At 71.0% G+C, this 23,089-nt stretch carries 23 protein-coding genes and 1 pseudogene; 8 read left to right on the forward strand and 16 right to left on the reverse strand.

Annotation, left to right across the window (positions count from 1 at the left end):
* Positions 1-21: 21 nt before the first annotated feature.
* Positions 22-318 (reverse strand): annotated as a pseudogene (locus ACFY0F_RS02525) (LysR substrate-binding domain-containing protein); the annotation flags it as partial.
* 23 nt (positions 319-341) lie between these two features.
* Here ACFY0F_RS02525 and ACFY0F_RS02530 point away from each other — a divergent pair.
* Together ACFY0F_RS02530 and ACFY0F_RS02535 are read left to right on the forward strand one after the other, a co-directional pair.
* On the forward strand, positions 342-731 hold the full coding sequence (locus ACFY0F_RS02530; protein ID WP_388787715.1) for a RidA family protein: 390 nt from the start codon (positions 342-344) through the stop codon (positions 729-731).
* 11 nt (positions 732-742) lie between these two features.
* Entirely contained in the window at positions 743-1,072 is a 330-nt protein-coding gene (locus ACFY0F_RS02535) for a YrdB family protein (RefSeq protein WP_388787717.1), read from the forward strand.
* A 207-nt stretch (positions 1,073-1,279) separates the two neighbouring features.
* Here ACFY0F_RS02535 and ACFY0F_RS02540 read toward each other — a convergent pair whose 3' ends face one another.
* A complete protein-coding gene (locus ACFY0F_RS02540) occupies positions 1,280-2,266 on the reverse strand; it encodes an aldose epimerase family protein (protein WP_388787720.1) in 987 nt (328 codons plus the stop codon).
* A 36-nt stretch (positions 2,267-2,302) separates the two neighbouring features.
* A complete protein-coding gene (locus tag ACFY0F_RS02545; RefSeq protein WP_388787723.1) occupies positions 2,303-3,190 on the reverse strand; it encodes an SGNH/GDSL hydrolase family protein in 888 nt (295 codons plus the stop codon).
* 257 nt (positions 3,191-3,447) lie between these two features.
* Between ACFY0F_RS02545 and ACFY0F_RS02550 the strand changes: the two genes are divergently transcribed.
* Positions 3,448-3,942 carry a DUF3145 domain-containing protein gene (locus tag ACFY0F_RS02550; RefSeq protein ID WP_330340336.1) on the forward strand — a complete coding sequence of 165 codons (495 nt, stop codon included), beginning with the start codon at positions 3,448-3,450 and terminating at the stop codon, positions 3,940-3,942.
* 99 nt (positions 3,943-4,041) lie between these two features.
* On the opposite strand, the gene fabF is transcribed toward ACFY0F_RS02550, so the two are convergent.
* The 5 genes from fabF to fasR form a co-directional block, all read right to left on the reverse strand.
* On the reverse strand, positions 4,042-5,304 hold the full coding sequence (gene fabF / locus ACFY0F_RS02555; RefSeq protein ID WP_388787726.1) for a beta-ketoacyl-ACP synthase II: 1,263 nt from the start codon (positions 5,302-5,304) through the stop codon (positions 4,042-4,044).
* An 86-nt stretch (positions 5,305-5,390) separates the two neighbouring features.
* On the reverse strand, positions 5,391-5,639 hold the full coding sequence (locus ACFY0F_RS02560) for an acyl carrier protein (RefSeq protein WP_388787728.1): 249 nt from the start codon (positions 5,637-5,639) through the stop codon (positions 5,391-5,393).
* Positions 5,640-5,726: 87 nt separating this feature from the next.
* Positions 5,727-6,758: a ketoacyl-ACP synthase III gene (locus ACFY0F_RS02565; RefSeq protein ID WP_388787731.1), complete on the reverse strand. Its 1,032-nt coding sequence runs from the start codon at positions 6,756-6,758 to the stop codon at positions 5,727-5,729.
* A 9-nt stretch (positions 6,759-6,767) separates the two neighbouring features.
* A complete protein-coding gene (locus tag ACFY0F_RS02570; protein ID WP_388787734.1) occupies positions 6,768-7,682 on the reverse strand; it encodes an ACP S-malonyltransferase in 915 nt (304 codons plus the stop codon).
* Between the two features lie 89 nt (positions 7,683-7,771).
* The gene (fasR, locus tag ACFY0F_RS02575) at positions 7,772-8,977 is read right to left on the reverse strand and encodes a fatty acid biosynthesis transcriptional regulator FasR (RefSeq protein WP_388787737.1); all 1,206 of its coding nucleotides are present in this window, start codon (positions 8,975-8,977) and stop codon (positions 7,772-7,774) included.
* Positions 8,978-9,038: 61 nt separating this feature from the next.
* Here fasR and ACFY0F_RS02580 point away from each other — a divergent pair, with 61 nt between their 5' ends.
* Positions 9,039-9,695, forward strand: coding sequence for a pirin family protein (locus tag ACFY0F_RS02580; RefSeq protein ID WP_388789153.1), 657 nt, complete (start codon positions 9,039-9,041; stop codon positions 9,693-9,695).
* Positions 9,696-9,771: 76 nt separating this feature from the next.
* Here the strand turns inward: ACFY0F_RS02580 and ACFY0F_RS02585 are convergent, their stop codons facing one another.
* From ACFY0F_RS02585 to ACFY0F_RS02595, 3 genes are read right to left on the reverse strand one after another with little or no spacing between them, the layout of a single operon-like run.
* The gene (locus ACFY0F_RS02585) at positions 9,772-10,902 is read right to left on the reverse strand and encodes a DUF5954 family protein (protein WP_388787740.1); all 1,131 of its coding nucleotides are present in this window, start codon (positions 10,900-10,902) and stop codon (positions 9,772-9,774) included.
* A gap of 48 nt (positions 10,903-10,950) precedes the next feature.
* Positions 10,951-11,778: a serine hydrolase domain-containing protein gene (locus ACFY0F_RS02590; protein ID WP_388787742.1), complete on the reverse strand. Its 828-nt coding sequence runs from the start codon at positions 11,776-11,778 to the stop codon at positions 10,951-10,953.
* Positions 11,779-11,796: 18 nt separating this feature from the next.
* Positions 11,797-12,273, reverse strand: a complete 477-nt coding sequence (locus ACFY0F_RS02595; RefSeq protein WP_388787745.1) for a GNAT family N-acetyltransferase — start codon at positions 12,271-12,273, stop codon at positions 11,797-11,799.
* A gap of 97 nt (positions 12,274-12,370) precedes the next feature.
* Between ACFY0F_RS02595 and ACFY0F_RS02600 the strand changes: the two genes are divergently transcribed.
* Positions 12,371-12,841: a MerR family transcriptional regulator gene (locus ACFY0F_RS02600; RefSeq protein ID WP_388787748.1), complete on the forward strand. Its 471-nt coding sequence runs from the start codon at positions 12,371-12,373 to the stop codon at positions 12,839-12,841.
* On the forward strand, positions 12,838-13,854 hold the full coding sequence (locus tag ACFY0F_RS02605; RefSeq protein WP_388787751.1) for an aldo/keto reductase: 1,017 nt from the start codon (positions 12,838-12,840) through the stop codon (positions 13,852-13,854). Before ACFY0F_RS02600 ends, ACFY0F_RS02605 begins: the two co-directional genes overlap by 4 nt.
* A gap of 121 nt (positions 13,855-13,975) precedes the next feature.
* Here ACFY0F_RS02605 and ACFY0F_RS02610 read toward each other — a convergent pair whose 3' ends face one another.
* From ACFY0F_RS02610 to ACFY0F_RS02620, 3 genes are all read right to left on the reverse strand, one after another.
* Complete coding sequence (locus ACFY0F_RS02610; RefSeq protein WP_388787754.1) at positions 13,976-14,839, reverse strand: DUF4429 domain-containing protein; 864 nt, start codon at positions 14,837-14,839, stop codon at positions 13,976-13,978.
* Between the two features lie 67 nt (positions 14,840-14,906).
* Entirely contained in the window at positions 14,907-16,124 is a 1,218-nt protein-coding gene (locus ACFY0F_RS02615; RefSeq protein ID WP_388787756.1) for an alpha/beta hydrolase, read from the reverse strand.
* Positions 16,125-16,206: 82 nt separating this feature from the next.
* On the reverse strand, positions 16,207-16,839 hold the full coding sequence (locus ACFY0F_RS02620; RefSeq protein ID WP_388787759.1) for a TetR family transcriptional regulator: 633 nt from the start codon (positions 16,837-16,839) through the stop codon (positions 16,207-16,209).
* Between the two features lie 63 nt (positions 16,840-16,902).
* On the opposite strand from ACFY0F_RS02620, the gene ACFY0F_RS02625 reads away from it, so the two are divergent.
* Together ACFY0F_RS02625 and ACFY0F_RS02630 are read left to right on the forward strand one after the other, a co-directional pair.
* Positions 16,903-18,546, forward strand: coding sequence for an MFS transporter (locus ACFY0F_RS02625; protein WP_388787762.1), 1,644 nt, complete (start codon positions 16,903-16,905; stop codon positions 18,544-18,546).
* Between the two features lie 230 nt (positions 18,547-18,776).
* A complete protein-coding gene (locus tag ACFY0F_RS02630) occupies positions 18,777-19,082 on the forward strand; it encodes a small hydrophobic protein (protein ID WP_388789156.1) in 306 nt (101 codons plus the stop codon).
* A gap of 54 nt (positions 19,083-19,136) precedes the next feature.
* Here the strand turns inward: ACFY0F_RS02630 and ACFY0F_RS02635 are convergent, their stop codons facing one another.
* Together ACFY0F_RS02635 and aceE are read right to left on the reverse strand one after the other, a co-directional pair.
* Positions 19,137-19,880, reverse strand: a complete 744-nt coding sequence (locus ACFY0F_RS02635) for a potassium channel family protein (protein WP_388787765.1) — start codon at positions 19,878-19,880, stop codon at positions 19,137-19,139.
* A gap of 87 nt (positions 19,881-19,967) precedes the next feature.
* Positions 19,968-22,715: a pyruvate dehydrogenase (acetyl-transferring), homodimeric type gene (gene aceE / locus ACFY0F_RS02640; RefSeq protein WP_388787768.1), complete on the reverse strand. Its 2,748-nt coding sequence runs from the start codon at positions 22,713-22,715 to the stop codon at positions 19,968-19,970.
* Positions 22,716-23,089: the final 374 nt, after the last annotated feature.

The following is a 23,089-nucleotide window of genomic DNA, read 5'->3' on the forward strand; positions in this document are numbered from 1 at the left end:
CCTCGCGCTCGCGGCGTCGCATCAGGCGGGCATCCGGGCCGCCGCTTCCCGCAGCGCCGCCAGGAACGCCCGGGCCGCCGGGGAGGCGGACCGCCCCCGTGCCGTCGCCGCGTACACCGCCCGGGCCGGGGCACCCTCGTCCAGCACCCGCAGCAGGGTGATGTCGGGCCGTACGGACTCGGCGGCCGGCGCCGGAACCAGGGCCACGCCGAGACCGGCGGCGACGTAGCCCTGCTTGGCGGTCCACTCGGCGACGACGTGCGCCACGCGGGGCCGGAAGCCGCGGCGCAGGGCGGCGTCCACCTCATCGACCGCACCTGAACCGCGCCCGAAGGAGCCCCGTGAAGATCACCCTGGACCACCCCGCCTCCGCGCCCCAGCCCCTCAGCCCCTACTACTCCCAGGTCGCCCGGGTCGAACAGGCCGACGGCGGCGTCCTGTTGTTCCTCTCCGGGCAGATCGCCGAGGGCGCGACCCTCGCCGAGCAGACCCGGGGCGTCTTCGAGGCGATCGCCGCGCTGCTGGAGGCGCACGGCGCGGGCCTCGCGGACGTCGTCAACATCCGCACGTACCTGACCGACATCTCCCGGCTCGACGAATACGGCGCCGTGCGCCGGGAGTTCCTCACCGGCGCCCCGCCCACCGGCATGACGTTCGAAGTCCCGCGGCTGTTCCGGCCGGAGGCGCAGGTCGAGATCGAAATCGTGGCGGCGGTGCCGGCCGGCAGGTGATACTGCCGACCATGAAGCCAGCCAATCTCGGCGTGTTGTTCCTCATCGAACTGGGCGCCCTGGCGGCCGTCGCTTACTGGGGGTTCACCCTCGACGTCGCCACTGTGCTCGCCTGGCTGCTCGGGCTCGGCGCGCCCGTCGTGCTGGTGGTGCTGTGGGCGCTGTTCGGGTCGCAGAAGGCCACGTACAAGACGCACGGCGCGGTCCGTGTCGGGTTCGAGCTGGTGTGGTTCGGCGCCGGTGTGGCCGCGCTCGCCGGCGCCGGGGCGTGGGGGTGGGCGGTGGCCTTCGCCCTGGTCTGTCTGCTGAGCAAGACGCTGGCCGTCGTCTGGGGGCAGTAGGACGGGGCTTCCAGACCTGGGGGGGGAGAACGGTCGGGCCTTTGTGAAGGGTTCGTACGAAATCCAGGCCGGCCGCCCGATCACCGGCCGCCGGCTCACCACGGCGGTTACCGTCTGATCCGGGACACCCCCCCACGAGCAGCCCCGGCCCGGGCCCTGACCTCCGGGCCGGGGCTCACCATGCCCGGTGCCGCTCGGCGAAGCCGTCTAGGCAGGGCCCTGGACCCGCACCCCGAAGGCGTACACCGTCTCCGAGCGGTACACCCCGCCCGGCCGCAGCTCCGTGCTGGGGAAGTCCGGCCGGTTGGGGGAGTCCGGGAAATGCTGGGTCTCCAGGGCGATGCCGGCGTTGGGCGTGAACGGGGCGCCCAGATGGTCGGCCGTGTACACCTGGAGGCCGGGTTCGGTGGTCGCGATCGTGAGCAGCCGCCCGGACACCGGGTCGTGCAGCTCGGCGACCTCCTCGGGGCTGTCCGTGACGCCTTTGTCGAGCACGAAGTTGTGGTCGTAGCCGGTGCCGACGTCACGGGCCGTACGGAAGTCGAAGCGCGAACCGGTGACGTTTTCCAGGGCGCCGGTCGGGATCAGGTCGGCGTCGACGGGGGTGTACCGGGAGGCGGCGAGGCGGAGTTCGTGGCCGGTCGGGCCCGTGCCGCCGCCGAGGTCGAAGTAGCTGTGGTTGGTCAGGTTGACCACGGTCGGCGCGTCCGTCACCGCCTCGTACGCGATCCGCAGCGCGCCGGACGCGTCCAGGGTGTACGTCGCCGAGACCTCCAGCCGGCCCGGGAAGCCCTCCTCGCCGTCCGGGCTGACCCGGGTCAGGCGCACCCCGTGCTCCACCGGCTGCGCGTCCCACACCCGCTTGTCGAAGCCGCGCTCGCCGCCGTGCAGGGAGTTCGGTCCGTTGTTCGCGGCGAGCGGGCGGGTGACGCCGTCGAGGGTGAACCGGGCGCCGCCGATCCGGTTGGCGTACCGGCCCACGAGGGCGCCCAGATACGGCTCCGGGTGGCTGAGATAGCCGTCGAGGCCGGCGAACCCCAGCACCACGTCCGCCGTCCGCCCCTCCCGGTCGGGGACCTCCACCGACTGCACGATCCCGCCGTACGTCAGGACCCTCACCCGCGTCCCGGCCCGCTCCAGCGTCCAGCGATGGACCCCGGTGCCGTCGGAAAGTGTGCCGAAAAGTTCGCTCATGTGGGAAACCCTAGGTCACGAAGCTGAGGGTAGGACCTAGGAGACCGGCTCCTTCCCCGTCACCGTCCGGTACGCGATCGCCGCCAGCCGGGCCTGGCCGTCCGTGCTCGGGTGGAACCAGTCCCAGCGGCTGAGCTGGCCGGTGCCGAACCGGTAGTCGAACACGGCGTTCCCGTCGAAACGGCACCGCTCGTCCTTGGCGCAGACCTCCGCGAGCACCTTGTTGTAGGCCCGCACCCGCTGCTGCACCGTGTCCCGGCGCAGGGTGGCCGCGCTGGTCAGGTCGTCGGCGTCACCCAGCATCGACGGGCAGATGCCCAGCTTCCACACCTGCTTGCCCAGCGGGCTCGTCCGGCCCTCGGACCACAGCCGCTTCAGGTTGGGCACGCTGGCCACGTACACCTGCGTCTTCGGCAGCGCCTCGCGCAGCGTGCTCATCGCCTTCTCGAAGGAGGCCCGGAAATCCGCCACCGAGGTCATGGCCGAGGTCGTCGTCCGGCAGGCGTCGTTCGCCCCGGCCATCACCGTCACCAGTTGCGGCTTCCGGGTGACCGCATGGGCCATCTGCCCGGGCAGGTCGGTCATCCGGGCGCCGGTCACCGCGTAGTTCCAGCTCCGCTCGGCCGCCCCGGCCCGCCCCAGCAGCCGGACCGCGAGGCTGTCGACCCGGGTGTTCGTGCCGGTCGCCCAGGACACCTCGGGGCAGTCGGAGAGCACCGTGCACGCGTCGAAGCCCCGGGTGATGGAGTCGCCGACGGCGGCGATCGAGGAGGGGCTCGAGTCCCACACCGGGACCGGCCGCGACGTCCTGCCGGACTTCGGCGCGGGGGAGGCGCCGCCCAGTGTGTCGCAGCCGGCCACGCCCAGGACCGCTGCCAGTACGACCGTGAGCGCCGTCCGTGCCCGCCGGCGTCGGTTTCGCATGCTTGAGGCCCATCCCCTCGTCGTGCCGTCAACGTCCCCAACCCATGACAACCCGCGAGGGTTCCCGACGGCCGGCATGGAACGGCTCACACCCGTACAAGCGTCCCCATGGGTGAATGGTGGGCGTTTCCTGGCACCGGGACAGACAGTACGTCACACTCCTTGCGCCGCCGCACGGTAGCCTCGCCATCAACGCGGCCGTCGCGTCACTGCCGCCAGCCAGCCAGCAAGATGTCCCGCTCTGCCCGGAGGTTCCGGTGACGACACGTGGAGTTCTGTACGTGCACTCCGCGCCGCGCGCGCTGTGCCCGCACGTCGAGTGGGCCGTCGCCGGGGTGCTCGGCACCCGGGTCAGCCTCGACTGGATCCGGCAGCCCGCCGCACCCGGCACCTGGCGGTCGGAGTTCTCCTGGCAGGGCGAGGCCGGCACCGCCTCCAAGCTCGCCTCGGCGCTGCGGGGCTGGCACCTGCTGCGCTTCGAGGTCACCGCCGAGCCCTGTCCCACCGCCGAGGGCGAACGCTACAGCTGCACCCCCGACCTGGGCATCTTCCATGCCGTCACCGGTATCCACGGCGACATCCTCATCCCGGAGGACCGGCTGCGGGCGGCGCTGACGCGTTCCCAGCGTGGCGAGACGGACCTGGAGGCCGAGATCGCCAAGCTGCTGGGCAAGCCGTGGGACGACGAACTGGAACCGTTCCGGTACGCGGGCGAGGGCGCCCCGGTGCGCTGGCTGCACCAGGTGGTCTGAGCGGCCCTGTCCTCCACGCCGAAAAGCGGCCCTGTCCTCCACGCCGAAAAGGGCCCCCACCAGCCGGTGGGGGCCCTTTCACGTGCCTGGTGGAAGGTCTCAGACCGTCCGGAACGCCAGGACCACGTTGTGGCCGCCGAAGCCGAACGAGTCGTTCAGCGCGGCGACGGGGCCCTCGGGAAGCTGCCGGGCCTCGCCGTGCACGACGTCCGCGTTCACCTCGGGGTCGAGCTGGTCGAGGTTGATCGTCGGCGGAGCCGTCCGCTTGGTCAGGGCGAGGATCGACGCGACCGTCTCGATACCGCCGGCGCCACCGAGCAGGTGACCGGTCATCGACTTGGTCGCGGAGATCGCCATGTGGTCGACGTCGTCGCCGAACACCTTGCGCAGCGCCTTGACCTCGGCGACGTCACCCTGCGGGGTGGACGTGGCGTGCGCGTTGACGTGCACGATCTCGGCCGGCTTGAGGTCGGTGTTGTCCAGCAGGTTCTGCAGCGCGTGAGCGATGCCGTTGCCGGACGGCTCGGGCTGCGTGATGTGGTGGCTGTCGGACGAGATGCCCTGGCCGACGGCCTCCACGTAGATCCGGGCGCCGCGGGCCTTCGCGTGCTCCTCGGACTCCAGGACGATCACGCCCGCGCCCTCGCCCATGACGAAGCCGTCACGGCCGGAGTCGTAGGGACGCGAGGCGCCCTGCGGGTCGTCGTTGTTCTTGGACATCGCCATCATGTTGCCGAACGCGACGATCGGCAGCGGGTGGATGGCCGCCTCCGTGCCACCGGCGACGACGACGTCGGCGCGGCCGGTGCGGATCATCTCGATGGCGTAGCCGATGGCCTCCGCACCCGAGGCACACGCCGAGACCGGGGTGTGCACGCCGGCGCGGGCGCCCAGCTCGATGCCGACGTTGGCCGCCGGGGAGTTGGGCATCAGCATCGGCACGGTGTGCGGGGAGACCCGGCGCACGCCCTTGTCCCTCAGGACGTCGTACTGGTCGAGCAGGGTCGTCACGCCGCCGATGCCGGAGGCGATGACCGTTCCCAGCCGGTCGGGGTTCACGGACGGGTCCTCGCCGGCCTTGGCGGTGAAACCGGCGTCCTTCCAGGCCTCCTGGGCGGCGATCAGCGCGAACTGCGCGGACCGGTCCAGCTTGCGGGCCTGCGGGCGGGGGATGATCTCACCCGGTTCGACGGCGATCTGCGCGGCGATCCTGACCGGCAGTTCGGCCGCCCAGTCCTGTTCCAGCAGGCTGACGCCGGACTGGCCGGCGACCAGGGCCTCCCAGAACGAGGCTGCGTCGCCACCCAGCGGTGTGGTTGCGCCGATACCGGTGACGACCACGGTGCGATTGGTCGGGCTCACGGGAATTCTTTCTCCAACGGAATGGGGATTCAGCGGCGCCACCGCCGGGTGGCGGGGCTTTGCAGCCTGACGGCCTAAGCGGTGACTCAGGCCTGGTGCGTGAGGATGTAGTTGGTCGCGTCGCCGACGGTCTTGAGGTTCTTGACGTCCTCGTCGGGGATCTTGACGTCGAAGCGCTCCTCGGCGGCGACGACGACCTCGACCATGGACAGCGAGTCGACGTCCAGGTCGTCGGTGAAGGACTTGTCCAGCTGGACGTCCTCGACCGGGATGCCGGCGATCTCGTTCACGATCTCGGCGAGACCGGCGACGATCTCCTTCTCAGTGGCGGCCATGTCAGGCGCTCCTTCGTAGTAATCCAGAGGGTGTGGCGGTGTTTCGTGTTTCCGCACCGGACCCGATGATGATCCGGCACGGAGTGCCTAGGGGAGGGTAACGACCGTCGCGGCGTACACGAGACCCGCCCCGAATCCGATGACGAGTGCGGTGTCGCCGCTCTTCGCCTCGCCGGTCGCCAGGAGCCGCTCCATCGCGAGCGGGATCGAGGCGGCCGAGGTGTTGCCGGTGGTACGCACGTCACGCGCGACCGTGACGTGCTCCGGCAGTTTCAGCGTCTTCACCATCGAGTCGATGATCCGCTCGTTGGCCTGGTGCGGAATGAAGACGTCCAGGTCGTCCGCGCTGATCCCGGCCGCGTCCAGCGCCTGCTGGGCGACCTTCGCCATCTCGAACACGGCCCAGCGGAACACCGCCTGGCCTTCCTGCGTGATCGCGGGGAACTTGACGGTGCCCGCGCTGTCCAGCGGGAGCTGGGAGACGTCGCCGATCCGGAAACGATCCCACGGCACCGTCTGCTTGATGGTCCCGGCCTTGTCGCCCTCGGAGCCCCACACGGTCGGGCCGATGTGCGGTTCCTGCGACGGGCCCACGACGACCGCGCCCGCGCCGTCACCGAACAGGAAGGCCGTCGCCCGGTCCTCCAGGTCGGTCAGGTCGGACAGCCGCTCGACACCGATGACGAGTACGTACTCCGCCGAGCCCTCGACGACCATGCCCTTGGCGAGCGTCAGGCCGTACCCGAAGCCCGCGCAGCCCGCCGAGATGTCGAACGCGGCGGCCTTGCCCGTGCCCAGCCTGTCGGCGATCTCCGTGGCGATCGCGGGCGTCTGGCTGAAGTGCGAGACGGTGGAGACGACCACGGCGCCGATCTGCTCGGCGGAGATCCCCGCGTCGGCGATGGCCTTGCCGGACGCCTCGATCGACATCGCGGCGACGGTCTCCTCGTCGTTCGCCCAGTGCCGGGTCTCGATGCCGGAGCGCGAGCGGATCCACTCGTCGGAGGAGTCGATCTTCTCGAGGATCACCTCGTTGGGCACCACCCGGGTCGGGCGGTAGCCGCCCACACCGAGGATGCGCGCGTACGGGGCGCCCTTGCTGGGCTTGATCTTCGCCATCAGGGCTCCTTAGGCGGCGTGCTCGGCGACGAGCTCGCGGGCCGCGTCGAGGTCGGCGGGGGTCTTCAGCGCGAGCGTCTGCACGCCCGGCAGGGCGCGCTTGGCCAGGCCGGTCAGCGTGCCGCCGGGGCACACCTCGATCAGCGCGGTGACGCCGAGTTCCTTGAAGGTCTCCATGCACAGGTCCCAGCGGACCGGGTTGGCGACCTGGCCGACCAGCCGTTCGAGCACCTCGGGGCCGGAGGCGACGGTGCGCCCGTCCTTGTTGGAGACGTAGGTGACCTTCGGGTCGGCCGGCGTCAGGGCCGCGGCGGCCTTGGCGAGGGCGTCGACCGCGGGGGCCATGTGGTGCGTGTGGAAGGCGCCGGCGACCTTCAGCGGAACGACCTTGCGGACGCCCTCGGGCTTGTCGTCGTTCAGCACGGCCAGCTGCTCCAGCGTGCCCGCGGCGACGATCTGGCCCGCGCCGTTGACGTTCGCCGGGGTCAGCCCGAGCTTCTCCAGGTGCGCGACGGACACCTCGGGGTCGCCGCCGAGCAGCGCCGACATACCGGTCTCGGTGATCGCCGCGGCCTCGGCCATGGCCAGCCCGCGCCTGCGTACGAGACCCAGCGCGGCGGTGTCGTCCAGCACTCCCGCGAACGCGGCGGCGGTGATCTCACCGACGCTGTGGCCGGCGACCGCGCCCGGCAGTACGTCTCCGAGTGCCGCGGCGGACAGCAGTCCGGCGGCGACCAGCAGCGGCTGGGCCACCGCGGTGTCGCGGATGGCGTCCGCGTCGGCCTGCGTGCCGTAGTGGGCGAGATCCAGCCCGAGGGCCTCCGACCAGGCGGCCACGCGGTCGGCGGCGCCTGGCAGTTCGAGCCAGGGAGTCAGGAAGCCGGGCGTCTGGGCGCCTTGGCCGGGAGCGACGAGTACGAGCACTCTCACACTCTCTCTTGGGTACGGGCACGGCCGCCCGTGAGGACAGGGACGAAGAACGGAAGGGGGTTTTGTGGACCTCCGACAAAAGCCTAGGGCTGAGTATCCCCATCGGCCAGACGCCCCAGGATCAGTGCGATCCGCAGCGTGAAGGCGGATCGTACATCGGAGGGCGACCAACCGGTGACGTCAGTCACACGTCGGAGCCGGTAGCGAACGGTGTTGGGGTGAACGAAGAGCATCCGCGCGGCTCCTTCCAGACTGCTGGCCTGCTCCAGATACACGCTCAGGGTCTCCAGGAGAGCGGACCCGGCCTCCTCCAGCGGTCTGTAGATCTCCTCCACCAGTTGCTCGCGCGCCCCCGGATCACCGGCGATGGCGCGCTCCGGCAGCAGATCGTCCGCCAGGACCGGCCGCGGCGCGTCCTGCCAGGCGGTGCAGGCCTTCAGCCCGGCCGCCGCGGCCTGCGCGGACCGGGTCGCGGCCAGCAGGTCGGGCACCACCGGCCCCGCGACGACCGGCCCGGCGGCGAACGGGCCGATGAGCGAACGGGCCACGGCCAGCGGATTGTCGCTGCCGCCCGCGATGACGACCAGCCGTTCCCCGAGAACTCCCGTGAGCACCTGCAGCTTGGCGTGTCGCGCGGCCCGCCGGATGGCCTCGACGGTCAGCTCGCTGTCCCCGTCGGGGGCGGTGCCCAGCACCACGCACACATGTTCGGGCGAGTTCCACCCGAGCGCCGCGGCCCGGCTGACGGCGCCCTCGTCGGCCTCGCCGCTCAGCACGGCGTTCACCACCAGCGACTCCAGCCGCGCGTCCCAGGCACCGCGTGCCTCGGCGGCCTGGGCGTACACCTGGGCGGTGGCGAAGGCGATCTCCCGGGCGTAGACGAGCAGCGCCTCCCTCAGCACCCCCTCGTCACCGGGCGCCGCGACCTCGTCGATCGCGGACTCCATGACCTCGATGGTGGTCCGCACCATCTCCACGGTCTGACGCAGCGTGATGGCCCGGGTCAGCTCGCGCGGCGCGGTCCCGAACACGTCCGTGGAGATCGCCTGCGGCGCGTCCGGGTGCCGGAACCACTCGGTGAAGGCGGCGATGCCCGCCTGGGCCACGAGTCCGATCCAGGAACGGTTCTCCGGGGGCATCGCCCGGTACCACGGCAGGGTCTCGTCCATCCGCGCGATGGCCTGTGCGGCGAGGTTCCCGGAGGACTTCTCCAACCGCCTCAGGGTCGCGTGGTGCCGGTGGACGTCGGGCGCTGCGTGTTCGGACTTGCCGGTTTCTGGTTCGGGCACGGGACAAGACTGCCTTATCGGGACGGGCCCCTGCGCCGCCGGGTCTACGGTGGTCCACGTGATGGACGTACGGCGCGCGGCGGAGCGCTACCGCGGAGGGGATCCGGAGGCCGGGATCGACTCCCGCCACGCCTTCTCCTTCGGCCCGCACTACGACCCCGACAACCTCCGCTTCGGCGCGGTCATCGCCTGCAACGAGGAACGGCTCGCGCCCGGCGCCGGTTTCGACGAACACCCGCACAGCCACACCGAGATCGTGACCTGGGTGGTGGAGGGCGAGCTGACCCACCGCGACTCCACCGGCCACGAGACGGTCGTCCGCCCCGGGGACGTCCAGCGCCTCAGCTCGGCGTCCGGGGTCCGCCACATGGAGCGCAACGCCGGCGCCGGGCCGCTGACCTTCGTCCAGATGTGGCTGGCCCCTCTCCGCCCCGGCGGCACCCCGTCCTACGAGATCGTCCGCGGCATCGCCGACTCCACCCCCTACGCCGTCCCGGAGGCCGGCGCCCTGCTCCACGTACGCCGTCTGGCGGCGGGGGAGCGGACGCCGGTGCCGGACGGCGGGTACGTGTACGTGCACGTGGTGCGCGGCGACGTGCGGCTGGAGCGGGAGCGGCTGGGGCCGGGGGACGCGGCGCGCATCTCGGACGCCAAGGACATGGAGGCGGTCGGGGTGACGGGGGCGGAAGTGCTGATGTGGGAGATGACCGCCGGGTGAGCGGGCGCGGCGGCCTCGGCCGGGCTGCCACCTGCGGCCCCGGCCGCGTTGCCCGCGGCTCCCGGTCCCGGCCGGCTCAGCGGCGTTCGCGGTCGGCCCTGCGCTCCCTGGCCGCTGCCCGGCGGACCTCCTCCTGGTCCCACAGCGCCTTCAGTTCAAGCGTCCGTTCGTCCAGTTCGACCGGCGCGTCCTCGTCCTCCTCCTTCCACAGCCCCTGCTCCTTCAGTTGCCGCACATGGACCTCCACCGGCGGCTCCGGGTCGAAGTCGCTGGGCCGGGGCCCCTCCGGGCCTTCGGGCCCGACCCGGACCAGCCGCTCGACGCGGGTGACGCGGAACCGGATCCCGTCGACGCTCAGGCTGTTGCCGCGCTTCTCGTCCAGCCTGTCGGCCGCTCGCGCGTATTCCGCCTTCTTCTCGTCCGACAGCCGCAGCGTGAACGGCGCCATCACCCGCAGCCATGCCGCCAGGGCGTCACGTGCTCCCTGCGGTGTGGCGTGCGACGCTCCGGGGTTGTGCGACCGCCACTCCCCGTCCACCCGCTCGGAGACGGTGAACACCGCCGGCAGCAGCACACCGCCCGGGTAGGCCTGAGCGGCCCGCCGTGCGTCGTCCCGTACGTCGTCCGGTGTGCCGGAGGCGGCCCCGACGAGCCGCAGGAGATCCAGCTTCAGCAGGCTGTCGGACAGCCCGGTGCTGGTGTACGGATCGACGACGAAGCCCTTGGTCCGCGACCGCTCACGGTGCGCCTCGCCCACCTCCGCGGGATCGGGATCGGAGGGCCGGGGCGGTTCGGGTCCGCTGCGCCCCATACGGATGAACTTGCAGGCCCGCACGATCCGGAACCGCTCGCCGCGGACCCGGAGGTCGTCGACGACCTCCCGGTCCATGCGCAGGGCCGCCGACATCCACGCCTTGTGCGCCTCCGCGTCCCCGGCGTCCTCGGCTTCCCTGGCACGCATCCGGAAGTGGGACCCGAGCGAGTCCCTGGCGCCCTGCGGGGTGTCGGAGCCGTACTCGGACAGCTCCCAGCCGCCCGCGTCACGCTCCCGTGCGTGGAAGAACTCCGCCAGGCCCATCCCCATCAGTTCGGGATACCGCTCCCGCGCCTGCCACGCCTCCTGCTCGGCGAAGGCCGCGATGGGCCCTTCCTGCGGGGCCACCCGGAAGGTCAGATAGCCGGGGACCCTGTCTTCGTAACCGGTCACGTACCGAATGTGCCCGATCACGGGGTGTCTTCGTAGCGGAACGCGAAATCACACCGAATCGGCGAGTACCGCGTCCGTGAACACGGGCCACGCCTCGACCGCCCAGGGCCCGAACGCCCGGTCGGTCAGTGCCACGCACGCCGTCCGCGCGTCGGGATCCACCCACAGGAACGTGCCGGCCTGGCCGAAGTGGCCGAACGTCCGCGGTGACGACGAACTCCCTGTCCAGTGCGGGGATTTACCGTCGCGGATCTCGAAACCCAGCCCCCAGTCGTTGGGGTTCTGATGCCCGTATCCCGGCAGCACGCCCTTGGTCCCCGGGTAGTGGACGGTCAGCGTCGCCTCCGCGACCGTCCGGGGGTCCAGCAGCCGCGGCGCCTGCACCTCCGCCGCGAACCGCAGCAGGTCCTCCACCGTCGACACCCCGTCCTTCGCGGGGGAACGGCTGCCCTCCAGCGACGTCGACGCCATCCCCAGCGGCTCCAGCACGGCCTGCCGCAGATACTCGGCGAAGGCGATGTCCGTCGCCTTGGCGACATGGTCCCCCAACTGTTCGAACCCGGCGTTGGAGTACAGCCGCCGCTCCCCGGGCGGAGCCGTCACCCGGTGCTCGTCGAACGCCAACCCGGAGGTGTGCGCCAGCAGATGACGGACCGTCGAGCCGGCCGGCCCCGCCGGTTCGTCCAGCTCGATCGCCCCCTCCTCGTACGCGACGAGCACCGCGTACGCCGCCAGCGGCTTGGTGACCGAGGCCAGCGGAAAGCGCTGCCCGGCCGGTCCATGGGTCCCCAGGACCGTCCCGTCGGCCCGCACGACACCCGCCGCGGCGGTCGGCACGGGCCAGTTCTCGATCGACGCCAAGCTGCTCAAAGCCATGCCCCGAGCCTATGCGGCTCAGAGCGCCAGCCGCATCGAGGGGTCGGGCTTGCGCACGAAGCCCAGCGCCGCGTACAGCGGCTCGGCCTCGGCGGACGCGTTCAGGTCGACGTGCCGGGCACCCCGCTCCCGGAACCACTCCAGCAGCTCCTCCATGCACGCGCGCGCGTACCCCCGGCGTCGCGCGTCGGGGTCGGTGGCGACACTGAAGACGTGCCCGACCCGCCCGTGCGGGTTGTCGGCCCGCCCGATCCGGTACTCCAGCGTTCCCGCCACCAGCGCGGCCAGCGCCCCCGGCCGCTCGGGGTGGTCCACCACGAAGGCCGCGAAGTCCCCGTCGGACCCGGCGAGTCGGGCGCGCAGGGTGGGCAGGGACTCCGTGTGCCAGTCGGCGGCGCCGCCGGCCGCTCCGGCGAACACGGAGTCGATCATCACCTGGCGCAGCCGCAGCACTTCGGCGGCGTCCTCGGGCGTGGCACGGCGCACGAGACTCATGGTCGGCACGCTAACGACCGCGCCCCGGTCCGTCCTCCGGATTTCTTACCGCCATCCGCTTGCTTGGAGTGCACTCCAAGGTCATAGCGTGGGGGCCATGACGGTGATGCAGACCACGCCAGCGGCCATCGAGCAGGAAGCGAACGCCCCAGCCGACATCTGCTCCGCCCCACCCCGCCGGCATCCTCGTCCCGACGGCCAGGACAGATACACGATCAGCGAGGTCGTGGCCTTCACCGGCCTCACCGCCCACACCCTGCGCTGGTACGAGCGGATCGGCCTGATGTCCCACATCGACCGCTCGCACACCGGCCAGCGCCGCTACTGCAACCGCGACCTGGACTGGCTGGACTTCGTGAGCAAGCTCCGGCTGACCGGTATGCCGGTCGCCGACATGGTGCGGTACGCGGAACTGGTGCGCGAGGGCGACACCACCTACGGGGAGCGGCGGGACCTGCTGGAGGCGACCCGCCAGGACGTGCTGGCCCGGATCGCCGAACTGCGGGACACGCTCGCCGTGCTCGACCGGAAGATCAGTTTCTACGCTCAGGAGGAGACCACTCGATGACCGACGCCAGGATTCCGACGGTACGGCTCGGCGAAGGCGGACCGGAGGTGGGTGTCCAGGGCCTCGGCTGCATGGGCATGAGCTTCGCCTACGGTCCCGCCGACGCGGGGGAGTCCCGTGCCACGCTGGAGCGGGCGCTGGAGCTCGGCGTCACCCTGTACGACACGGCGGACGCGTACGGCGCCGGGGAGAACGAGAAGTTCCTCGCCCTCTTCTTCAAGGCGCACCGCGACGAGGTCGTCATCGCCACCAAGTTCGCCCTGTCGATCCCGCCGGACGATCCGACCAAGCGGATCATCCGCAACGACCCGCCCTACATCCGCCAGGCCGTCGAGGCGAGCCTGAAGCGGCTGGACGTCGACGTCATCGACCTCTACTACATGCACCGCCGCGATGTGAACGTCCCCATCGAGGAGAGCGTCGGGACGATGGCCGAGCTGGTGCGCGAGGGCAAGGTCAAGCACCTCGGCCTGAGCGAGATCACCGCCGACGAACTGCGCGCGGCCCAGGCCGTGCACCCGATCGCGGCCGTCCAGTCGGAGTGGTCGCTGTTCAGCCGTGACATCGAGGCCAAGGTGGTGCCGGCGGTCCGTGAGGCGGGCGCGGCCCTGATCCCGTACTCGCCGCTCGGCCGCGGCTTCCTGACCGGCTCCTTCGCCAACGCCGAACAGGACCTCACGGACGGTGACTTCCGCCGCCAGCAGCCCCGCTTCACCGGCGACAACGCGGCGGCCAACGCGGCCCTCCTGGAGCCGATCCGCGAGATCGCGCAGGCCCACGGCGTCTCCGTCGGCCAGATCGCCCTCGCCTGGGTCCAGCAGCAGGCGACGGTCCACACCCTCCCGGTCATCCCGATCCCGGGCACCCGCAAGGCCACGAGGGTGGAGGAGAACACGGCGGCCACCCGGGTGGTCCTGACCGAGGAGGAACTGTCCCTCCTGGAGCCGATAGCGGCCAAGGTCGCGGGAGACCGCTACGCGGACATGAGCTTCACTTCTGCCGGCCGGGAGTAAGGAGCGCCCCGCAGGGACGCGGGGCTGTGTCGATATGCGGCTCCGCCGCGGGGGCGCGAACAACCCCCACCGACCCGCGGCCGACAAAGAACCGCATTCGGCAGACGCGCACTCGCCCCCGCTAGAGCTCCGCCAGGAGCTCCGCCTTCTTGGACGAGAACTCCTCGTCCGTAACCAGCCCAGCCTGATGCAACTCCCCGAGGTGCCGGATCCGCTCAGCGACATCCGCAGGATCCCGCCGCCCCGCCGCGGCAGGCGCCGCAATGGGTACAGCGGCCCCCGGCCGCCGATCCCGCACCGCCGCCAACACGGCCGCAGCGAACGGCAGGGACTCGTGGACCGGCCCGTAACCGAGCCCGAGCACCACCGCCGCCGGATCCTGGTCCGGCGGCGCCGGCCGCTCCGACACCGGTTCGCGGGGCACGAGGTGGAGATGGCCGTCGAGGCCCTCGGGTGAGCGCCACTCGATCCCGTCGAGGCCGGCGACCGGGAAGTTCTGGTCGCCGGCCTTCCACTTGGCCGAGGACGCGCGGGTCGAGAACCAACGGAACCCCACCGAGGTGCCGTCGAAGTACGCCTTGCCGTCGTACCCCTTGAACTGCAGCGGCCCCGAGGGTGGCGCCACCAGGTGCCGGTCGGCCGGCCCGGACTCGGTCAGCAGGGCTCGCAGCTCGTCCGCGTAGTACTGCGCCCGCGTCTCCCGCTCGGCGGGCAGCACCAGCCGGTAGGGGTCGTAGGCCTCCTTCAGCTGCCCGGCCGCCGCCTCGATCAGCGGATCGGCGCCGGGGCGGGGTTCGGCCCGCAGGACGACGGTCCCGCGTCTGCCGGGCGTCAGCGTCACGCCTTCGAGCGCCGCCAGGGGGATGCGTCTCCCACCCAGCGACTGGAACAGCTTCGGTGTCCGGATCCCCCGCTCGTAACGGATGAGCACGGAGTCGGACTCGAACTCCCAGGCGGCATGAAATCCGGCCAGTACGTCACCCATGCGGCTCATCGTATGCGGCACAGACTCCTCACGTCCCTCCCCGTGCGGACCGCACTTCCTGCTGTCTCTACGCGCGTCCGGCCGTCGTCACACCGGACAAACCCACCCGGCACCCGTCATCGCCATGGGCGCACCGCACCGCGTCGTACGCGCCGACCCCGATGTCGGCGAAGTTGCGCAGGCTGTCCGTGCCCGGCTCGAAATAACCGGCGTGGCCCTTGGCGTCCCGCGCCGACAGCACCCGCGCGCCGAACGCCCGGGAGACCGGGTCGGCGCCGTGCCCGAGCCCGCCGACCTCGAGGTACGGCACGTCCTGGATCCAGTCGTCGGCGTCCCGCATGGCCCACACCCGCGCGGGGGTGCCCAGGTTCGCGGCCTGGGAGGCGTGCATGCCGGGGCTGGCGGCCACCGCTATGTCGGTCACCCGGCGCGGCATCGCGCGCGCGGCCACCCCGCACAGCACGGAACCGTAGCTGTGGCAGAACACGGAGACGGGCGCGTTGCCGGGCAGCGCCCACAGCAGCGCGTTCAGGCGTACGGCGCCCTCCTCGGCCCGCATCGCGGTGGCCGCGTCCACGCCGAGTCCGCTGGGCGCGGTGTAGTCGGCCCAGGCGATCACGGCCGTACGGGTCGTCCGGCTCGCCGCGCGCTCGGCCCCGTACAGGGCCTTGGCCATGCCGACCGGCGCGGTGTACTGGCGGTTCGTCTTCTGGAAGGTGAGCAGGTCGGTGTCGACACCGGGGACGACTACGGAGATCCGCTCGGCCTTGTCGAGGTCGCCGAACACCTCGGCGACCCGGCCGGAGCCGTCGGGGTCGAAGGCGAGGATGTGACGGTCCCCGCGCAGGAGCGACTCGAAGCGGTGCATACGGCGGCCCGCCTGCTGCTGCCCGGCCGCGGAGAGCCGGGTGTCGTGCATGCGTCCGAGGTCCGCCCTGCGCGCCTTCTCCAGGGCGACGCGGTTGGCGCGGTAGCGCAGCTCGACGGGAGCGCCGTTCATGTTGCCGACCGCGAGCGGATAGCGGTGGGCGAGGCCGGCGCTCTGCCGTGCGGTGAGCGAGGCGAAGAAACGCGCGAGCCGGGTGGGGCTCTCGTCGGGGTCCGGCAGCCGGTGCCCGTCGACGCGGCCGTGCTGCCAGGCGGCCAGCGAGGCCTGCAGCGGGGTCGTCCTCCGGTGACCGTGCAGGGCGGTCCAGCCGGTGGTCGCGAGCATCACGAACACGACGGCCAGCGCGAGCAGCGCGCGCCAGACATTGAGTTGCGGGGAGGAGTCGAAGGAAGTCACTGGGAGGACACACTAAGAGAACGAGAGGGTCTCGCGGTAACCGAGTGACAGGGATCACGTTTCGCCGGGTGTGACGGGGAACTCAGACGGGTCGCCAGTTTCCGGCCAACGCCGGGCCCACCTGGTCGAGGTGGCGTGCGGTGAGTTCGCGGATCGCCTCGATGCTGCACTCCTCGCCCACCGACCAGGTCCGTTGGGTGACCCGCATCACTCCGCCGAACAGGGCCACCAGGAGCCGGGGGCGCGGGTCGGCGTCCACGTCGAGGCCCTCGCGCTCGGCCACGATCCGGGCGATCTCCTCCTCCAGTTCCTCCTGGCGCCGCAGATGGGCGGCGAGCAGCGCGGGCGTGGCCTCGATCATCTTGTGGGCGCGCAGGTGCAGTTCGACCGGTGCGACCTGCTCGATGGCCTCCCCGATGGTGTCCCAGCTCCCCAGGACGGCCTGCCGCAGCGCTTCCAAGGGAGCCTCTCCCGGCGGGCGTTCACGCAGCGCCCGGACGTAGTGCGACTCCGCGAGCCGGGTGACGAAAAAGGCCGCGTCCTCCTTGCCGGCGAAGTAGCGGAAGAAGGTGCGCTGGGAGACGCCGACGACCTCGGCGATCTCGTCGACGGTCGTCCGCTCGTACCCCCCTGCGACGAACAGTTCGAGCGCGGCTCGCACCAGCGCGTCCCGGGTGCGCTGTTTCTTGCGCTCGCGCAGCCCCGTTTCACTCATGTGCTTCTCCGTGTAACTGGAATGTTTTGTCAATTGTCAGCGACTGACATTAGCCTCGCACGTATGACTAGTCAGACCATCGACTCGACGGGGCCGGGGGACAAGGCGCCGGAAGCCCCGTCGGACCCGACCGCGGCCGGAGGGCTGCGCGGTCACCCGTGGTTCACCCTCATCACCGTGGCCGTGGGCGTCATGATGGTGGCCCTCGACGGCACCATCGTGGCGATCGCCAACCCGGCGATCCAGAAGGACCTCGGCGCCACCTTCGCGCAGGTCCAGTGGATCACCAACGGCTACTTCCTCGCCCTCGCGGTCTCCCTGATCACCGCGGGCAAGCTCGGTGACCGGTTCGGCCACCGGCAGACCTTCCTGATCGGCGTGGTCGGCTTCGCCGGCGCCTCCGGCGCGATCGGCCTGTCCAGCAGCATCGCCGCGGTCGTCACCTTCCGCGTCTTCCAGGGCCTGTTCGGCGCGCTGCTGATGCCGGCCGCCCTCGGTCTGCTGCGGGCCACCTTCCCGGCCGAGAAGCTGAACATGGCGATCGGCCTCTGGGGCATGGTGATCGGCGCGTCCACCGCGGGCGGCCCGATCCTCGGCGGTGTCCTGGTCGAGCACGTCGACTGGCAGTCGGTGTTCTTCATCAACGTGCCGGTCGGTCTGCTCGCCCTCGTCCTCGGCGTGCTGATCCTGAAGGACCACCGTGCGGCCCTCGGGCGGAGCCCGCTCGATGAACACAGCGCGCCCCGGTCCTTCGACATCGCCGGCATCGTCCTGCTCTCCGGCGCGATGTTCTGCCTGGTCTGGGCGCTCATCAAGGCCCCCGCCTGGGGCTGGGGCGATGGTAGGACCTGGGCCTTCATCGGCGGGTCCGTGCTGCTCTTCGCCGCCTTCTCCGTCTGGGAGACCAAGGTGAAGGAGCCGCTGATCCCGCTGGGCCTGTTCCGCTCGGTGCCGCTGTCGGCGGGCGTGGTCCTGATGGTCCTGATGGCCATCGCGTTCATGGGCGGCCTGTTCTTCGTCACGTTCTACCTGCAGAACGTGCACGGGATGAGCCCGATCGACGCCGGCCTCCACCTGCTCCCGCTCACCGGGATGATGATCGTCGGCTCACCGCTGGCCGGCGCCATGATCACCAAGCTGGGCCCGCGCATCCCGCTCGCCGGCGGCATGGCGGCCACCGCGATCGCCATGTACGGCATGTCGACCCTGGAGACGGACACCGGCAGCGCCCTGATGTCCCTCTGGTTCGGCCTGCTGGGCCTCGGCCTGGCGCCCGTCATGGTCGGCGCGACCGAGGTCATCGTCGGCAACGCCCCGATGGAGCTCTCCGGTGTGGCCGGTGGTCTGCAGCAGGCCGCGATGCAGATCGGCGGCAGCCTCGGCACGGCCGTGCTGGGCGCGGTGATGGCCTCCAAGGTCGACAGCGACCTGCCGGGCAACTGGGCCGACGCCGGCCTGCCGGGGCTCACCCCCGCCCAACTGGGGCAGGCCTCCGAGGCCGTTCAGGTCGGTGTGGCACCGGTGGCCAAGGGCACGCCCCAGCCGCTGGTCGAGAAGATCACCGGCGTGGCGCACGACACCTTCATCTCCGGCATGAGCCTGGCGTCCCTGGTCGCCGCGGGCGTGGCGGCGGTGGCCATCCTGGTCGCCCTGCTCACCAAGCGCGGCGAGAACGCGGAGGCGGGCGCGGGCGTCGGCCACATCTAGACCACCCTCGCCGCCGGGCGGAGTTCCCTCTTCAGGGTGACTCCGCTCAAGATTCCTCGCCCCCGGCACGCGCCGCAGGTCACAGTGGGTCAAGTCCTCCGCAGGGCATGGGAGGACGCCCGGGACCGCGGCGCGCTGCCGGAGGGGGGCAGCGCGCAGGTCTGCGGACGCGGAACCGGGGTACCCGCACTTCCGAACCCGAATTGTCCAAGAGAATCAAGGAGTTGATGATGGCGGGCTTCGGGCACGGAACGCGCGGGTACCCCCGTTCACGCGGCCGGACGTGGCAGCGGAGCGGGCCGGACCGCGCCACGCTCGGGATCATCGGCTGTATCTGCGCGATCGCCGGTTTCTTCGTCCTGGGCATCATCCTGGGCCCGGTCGCAGTCGTCTGCGGCTGGCTCTCCATGGGCCGTCAGTGGTCCTCCGACCGCAACATCCCGGCCCTGGTGGCCGTTGTCCTGGGCGCCATCGACACCCTGCTGGCCCTCGTCTGGCTGGCCGGGCCGGCATCGATGGGCAACGGGTTCTTCTGAGGGTACGAGGGTACTGGGGGCACCGCCCCCAGGCCCCCGCCCCCAGGCCCCCGCCTAAAAGCGCCGCTGCTCCTCCCGCGAGACCAGCGCCGCCACCTCGGCCCGCAGCAGCCGCACCTCCTCCGCCAGATGGGTGATGGCCTCCGTCTGGCGCCGCTCCTCCACGTCGTCCTTCTCGAAGCGCGAGATGAACCACGCCGCGATGTTCGCGGTGACGACACCGAGCAGCGCGATCCCGGACAGCATCAGCCCGACCGCGATCATCCGCCCCAGCCCGGTCGTCGGCGCGTGATCCCCGTACCCCACGGTCGTCATCGTGGTGAAGGACCACCAGACGGCGTCACCCAGCGTCCGGATGTTCCCCCGCGGTGACTCCCGCTCCACGGACAGCACCGCGAGCGAGCCGAACATCAGCAGCCCCACCACCGCACCGCCGACATACGTCGTCAGCCGGATCTGCGAGGCCATCCGCGCCCGCCGCCCCACCAGCAGCAGCGTCGCCACCATCCTGAGCAGCCGGAGCGGCTGCAGCATGGGCAGGACGACCGCGCACAGGTCTATCCAGTGGGACCGTACGAACTCCCGGCGGTGCCGGGTGAGCGCGAGCCGCATCAGGTAGTCGACGGCGAACGCTCCCCACACCACCCACTCCGTCAGCGTGCACAGGGACGTCAGGAGCTGATCGGCGGGATTGTCCACGATCGGCACGGCGTAGGCGACGGCGAACGCCACCGCGAGCACCAGCAACGGCCGTTGCGTGCGTCGTTCCCAACAGGCCTGCCCCGACTGTTCGTTCATGGCGCAATAGTAAAGAACAGGTAAGGGCGGCGGGGCCGAGCCCCGCCGCCCGTCACCCGGTCAAGCCGTGCGCCGACCGTGCGCCGACTACGCGTCGCCCCCGGCCGCTCCCGGATCCGCCGCCGACACGTCGAGCAGCTGGTACCGGTCGATGGCCTGCTTCAGCACCGAACGGTCGACCTTGCCCTCACGCGCCAGCTCGGTCAGCACGGCCACCACGATCGACTCCGCGTCGATGTGGAAGAACCGCCGGGCCGCACCCCGGGTGTCGGCGAAGCCGAAGCCGTCCGCGCCCAGCGACTGGTACGTGCCCGGCACCCACCGCGCGATCTGGTCCGGAACCGACCGCATCCAGTCGGACACGGCCACGAACGGACCCTCGGACCCGCTCAGCTTCCGGGTCACGTACGGCACCCGCTGCTCCTCCTCCGGGTGCAGCAGGTTGTGCTCCTCCACCGCAACGGCCTCGCGGCGCAGCTCGTTCCAGGAGGTCGCCGACCACACGTCGGCCTTGACGTTCCACTCCTCGCCGAGGATCCGCTGCGCCTCGATCGCCCACGGCACGGCCACCCCCGAGGCCATGATCTGCGCCGGGATCGAACCCGAGGTGCCCGTGCCGATCCGGTGGATGCCCTTGAGGATGCCCTCCACGTCCACGTTCGCCGGCTCGGCCGGGTGCTGGATGGGCTCGTTGTAGACGGTGAGGTAGTAGAAGACGTCCTCGCCGTGCGGGTGCTCCGCGTCACCGCCGTACATCCGGCGCAACCCGTCCTGCACGATGTGCGCGATCTCGTACGAGTACGCCGGGTCGTAGGCGACACAGGCCGGGTTCGTCGAGGCGAGCAGCTGCGAATGGCCGTCCGCGTGCTGCAGGCCCTCACCGGTCAGGGTCGTACGCCCGGCGGTCGCGCCGAGGACGAAGCCGCGCGCGAGCTGGTCGGCCATCTGCCAGAACTGGTCGCCGGTGCGCTGGAAGCCGAACATCGAGTAGAAGACGTACACCGGGATCAGCGGCTCGCCGTGCGTGGCGTACGCCGAGCCCGCCGCGATCAGCGAGGCCGTGCAGCCCGCCTCCGAGATGCCGTCGTGCAGCATCTGCCCGGTCGGCGACTCCTTGTAGGCAAGGAGCAGCTCCCGGTCCACCGACTCGTACTGCTGGCCCAGCGGGTTGTAGATCTTCGCACTCGGGAAGAAGGAGTCCATGCCGAACGTGCGGTACTCGTCCGGCGCGATCAGCACGAACCGCTTGCCGATCTCCTTGTCCCGCATGAGGTCCTTCAGGAGCCGGACGAAGGCCATGGTCGTCGCGATGGACTGCTGGCCCGAGCCCTTCTTCACCGTCGCGTACGTCTTGTCGTCCGGCAGCGCGAGCGGCTTGGAGCGCACGACGCGCGTCGGGACGTACCCGCCGCACTTCTTGCGCTGGTCGTGCATGTACTGGATCTCCTCGGAGTTGCGGCCCGGGTGGTAGTAGGGCGGCGCGCCGGACTCCAGGTCCTTGTCCGAGATCGGCAGGTGCAGACGGTCGCGGAAGCGCTTGAGGTCGTCGACCGTCAGCTTCTTCATCTGGTGCGTGGCGTTGCGGCCCTCGAAGTTCGGGCCCAGCGTCCAGCCCTTGATCGTCTTGGCCAGGATGACCGTCGGCTGGCCCTTGTGCTCCTGGGCCGCCTTGAACGCCGCGTAGATCTTCCGGTGGTCGTGACCGCCGCGGCCCAGGTGCAGAATCTGGTCGTCGGTCATGTTCTCGACCATCGCGCGCAGCCGGTGGTCGTCGCCGAAGAAGTGCTCGCGGATGTAGGCGCCGGTCTCGGTGGCGTACGTCTGGAACTGGCCGTCCGGCGTGGTGTTCATCCTGTTGACCAGGATCCCGTCCCGGTCCTGGGCGAGCAGCGGGTCCCAGGTGCGGTCCCAGACCAGCTTGATCACGTTCCAGCCGGCGCCGCGGAACTGCGACTCCAGCTCCTGGATGATCTTGCCGTTGCCGCGCACCGGGCCGTCGAGCCGCTGGAGGTTGCAGTTGACCACGAAGGTCAGGTTGTCCAGGCCCTCGCGGGCGGCGATGCTCAGCTGGCCGAGCGACTCCGGCTCGTCCATCTCGCCGTCGCCGAGGAACGCCCACACGTGCGACTTGGAGGTGTCCGCGATGCCGCGTGCCTCCATGTAGCGGTTCATCCGCGCCTGGTAGATCGCGCCGAGGGGGCCGAGGCCCATGGAGACCGTCGGGAACTCCCAGAAGTCCGGCATGGAGCGCGGGTGCGGGTAGCTGGAGAGGCCGTTCGGGTACTTCGACTTCTCCTGGCGGAAGCCGTCCAGCTGCTCCTCGGTGAGCCGGTCGAGCAGGTACGCGCGGGCGTAGATGCCCGGGGAGGCGTGGCCCTGGAAGAAGACCTGGTCGCCGCCGTCGCCCTCGTCCTTGCCGCGGAAGAAGTGGTTGAAGCCCACGTCGTAGAGGGAGGCGGAGGAGGCGAAGGTCGCGATGTGCCCGCCGACGCCGATGCCGGGGCGCTGGGCGCGCGAGACCATCACGGCCGCGTTCCAGCGGGTCGCGTTGAGGATCTTGCGCTCGATCTCCTCGTTGCCGGGGAAGAACGGCTCGCTCTTGGTGGGGATCGTGTTGACGTAGTCCGTGCTGCGCATCTCGGGCACGGCCACGCGCTTCTCGCGGGCCCGCTCGATCAGGCGCAGCATGAGGTAGCGGGCCCGTTCCCGGCCTCGCTCGTCGACGGCGGCGTCCAGGGAGTCGAGCCACTCCTGGGTCTCTTCGGGATCGAAGTCAGGAACCTGACTCGGAAGGCCGCCAATGATGATCGGGTTGCGATCGGATCCGGAAGCCACGCTGTTCCTTACCTGTCAGAGGGCCACTTCTTGTTGCTCGTGTCTACACCGTTCCCCATCGTGTACCTCGGAAAGGCGTACGTCATCTCTACCGCGAGGTAACCGAGGCGTCCGTACGGCCCCTTCGGGCGGCACTCGGGCAGGCCCGGCCAAAACGCAACGATACGCCCGAGGGCCTGACAGGCTTGGCAAACTCGTTCGAGGCTCGTAACGACGGATGATTTTGAATGATTTCATTCCTCGCAAACCGGGCACAAAGGTGAGGTGTACGTCCGCCGGGCTCGCGATACGGTGCCATGAGTTGCGGCGACACGGCCGGGATCGTCACTGTTTCGGCGGTCTGGACGGCCGGGTACTTGCGCGATCCGCCCCGC

It is taken from the genome of Streptomyces sp. NPDC001544, from assembly GCF_042894285.1.
GTDB lineage: Bacteria > Actinomycetota > Actinomycetes > Streptomycetales > Streptomycetaceae > Streptomyces.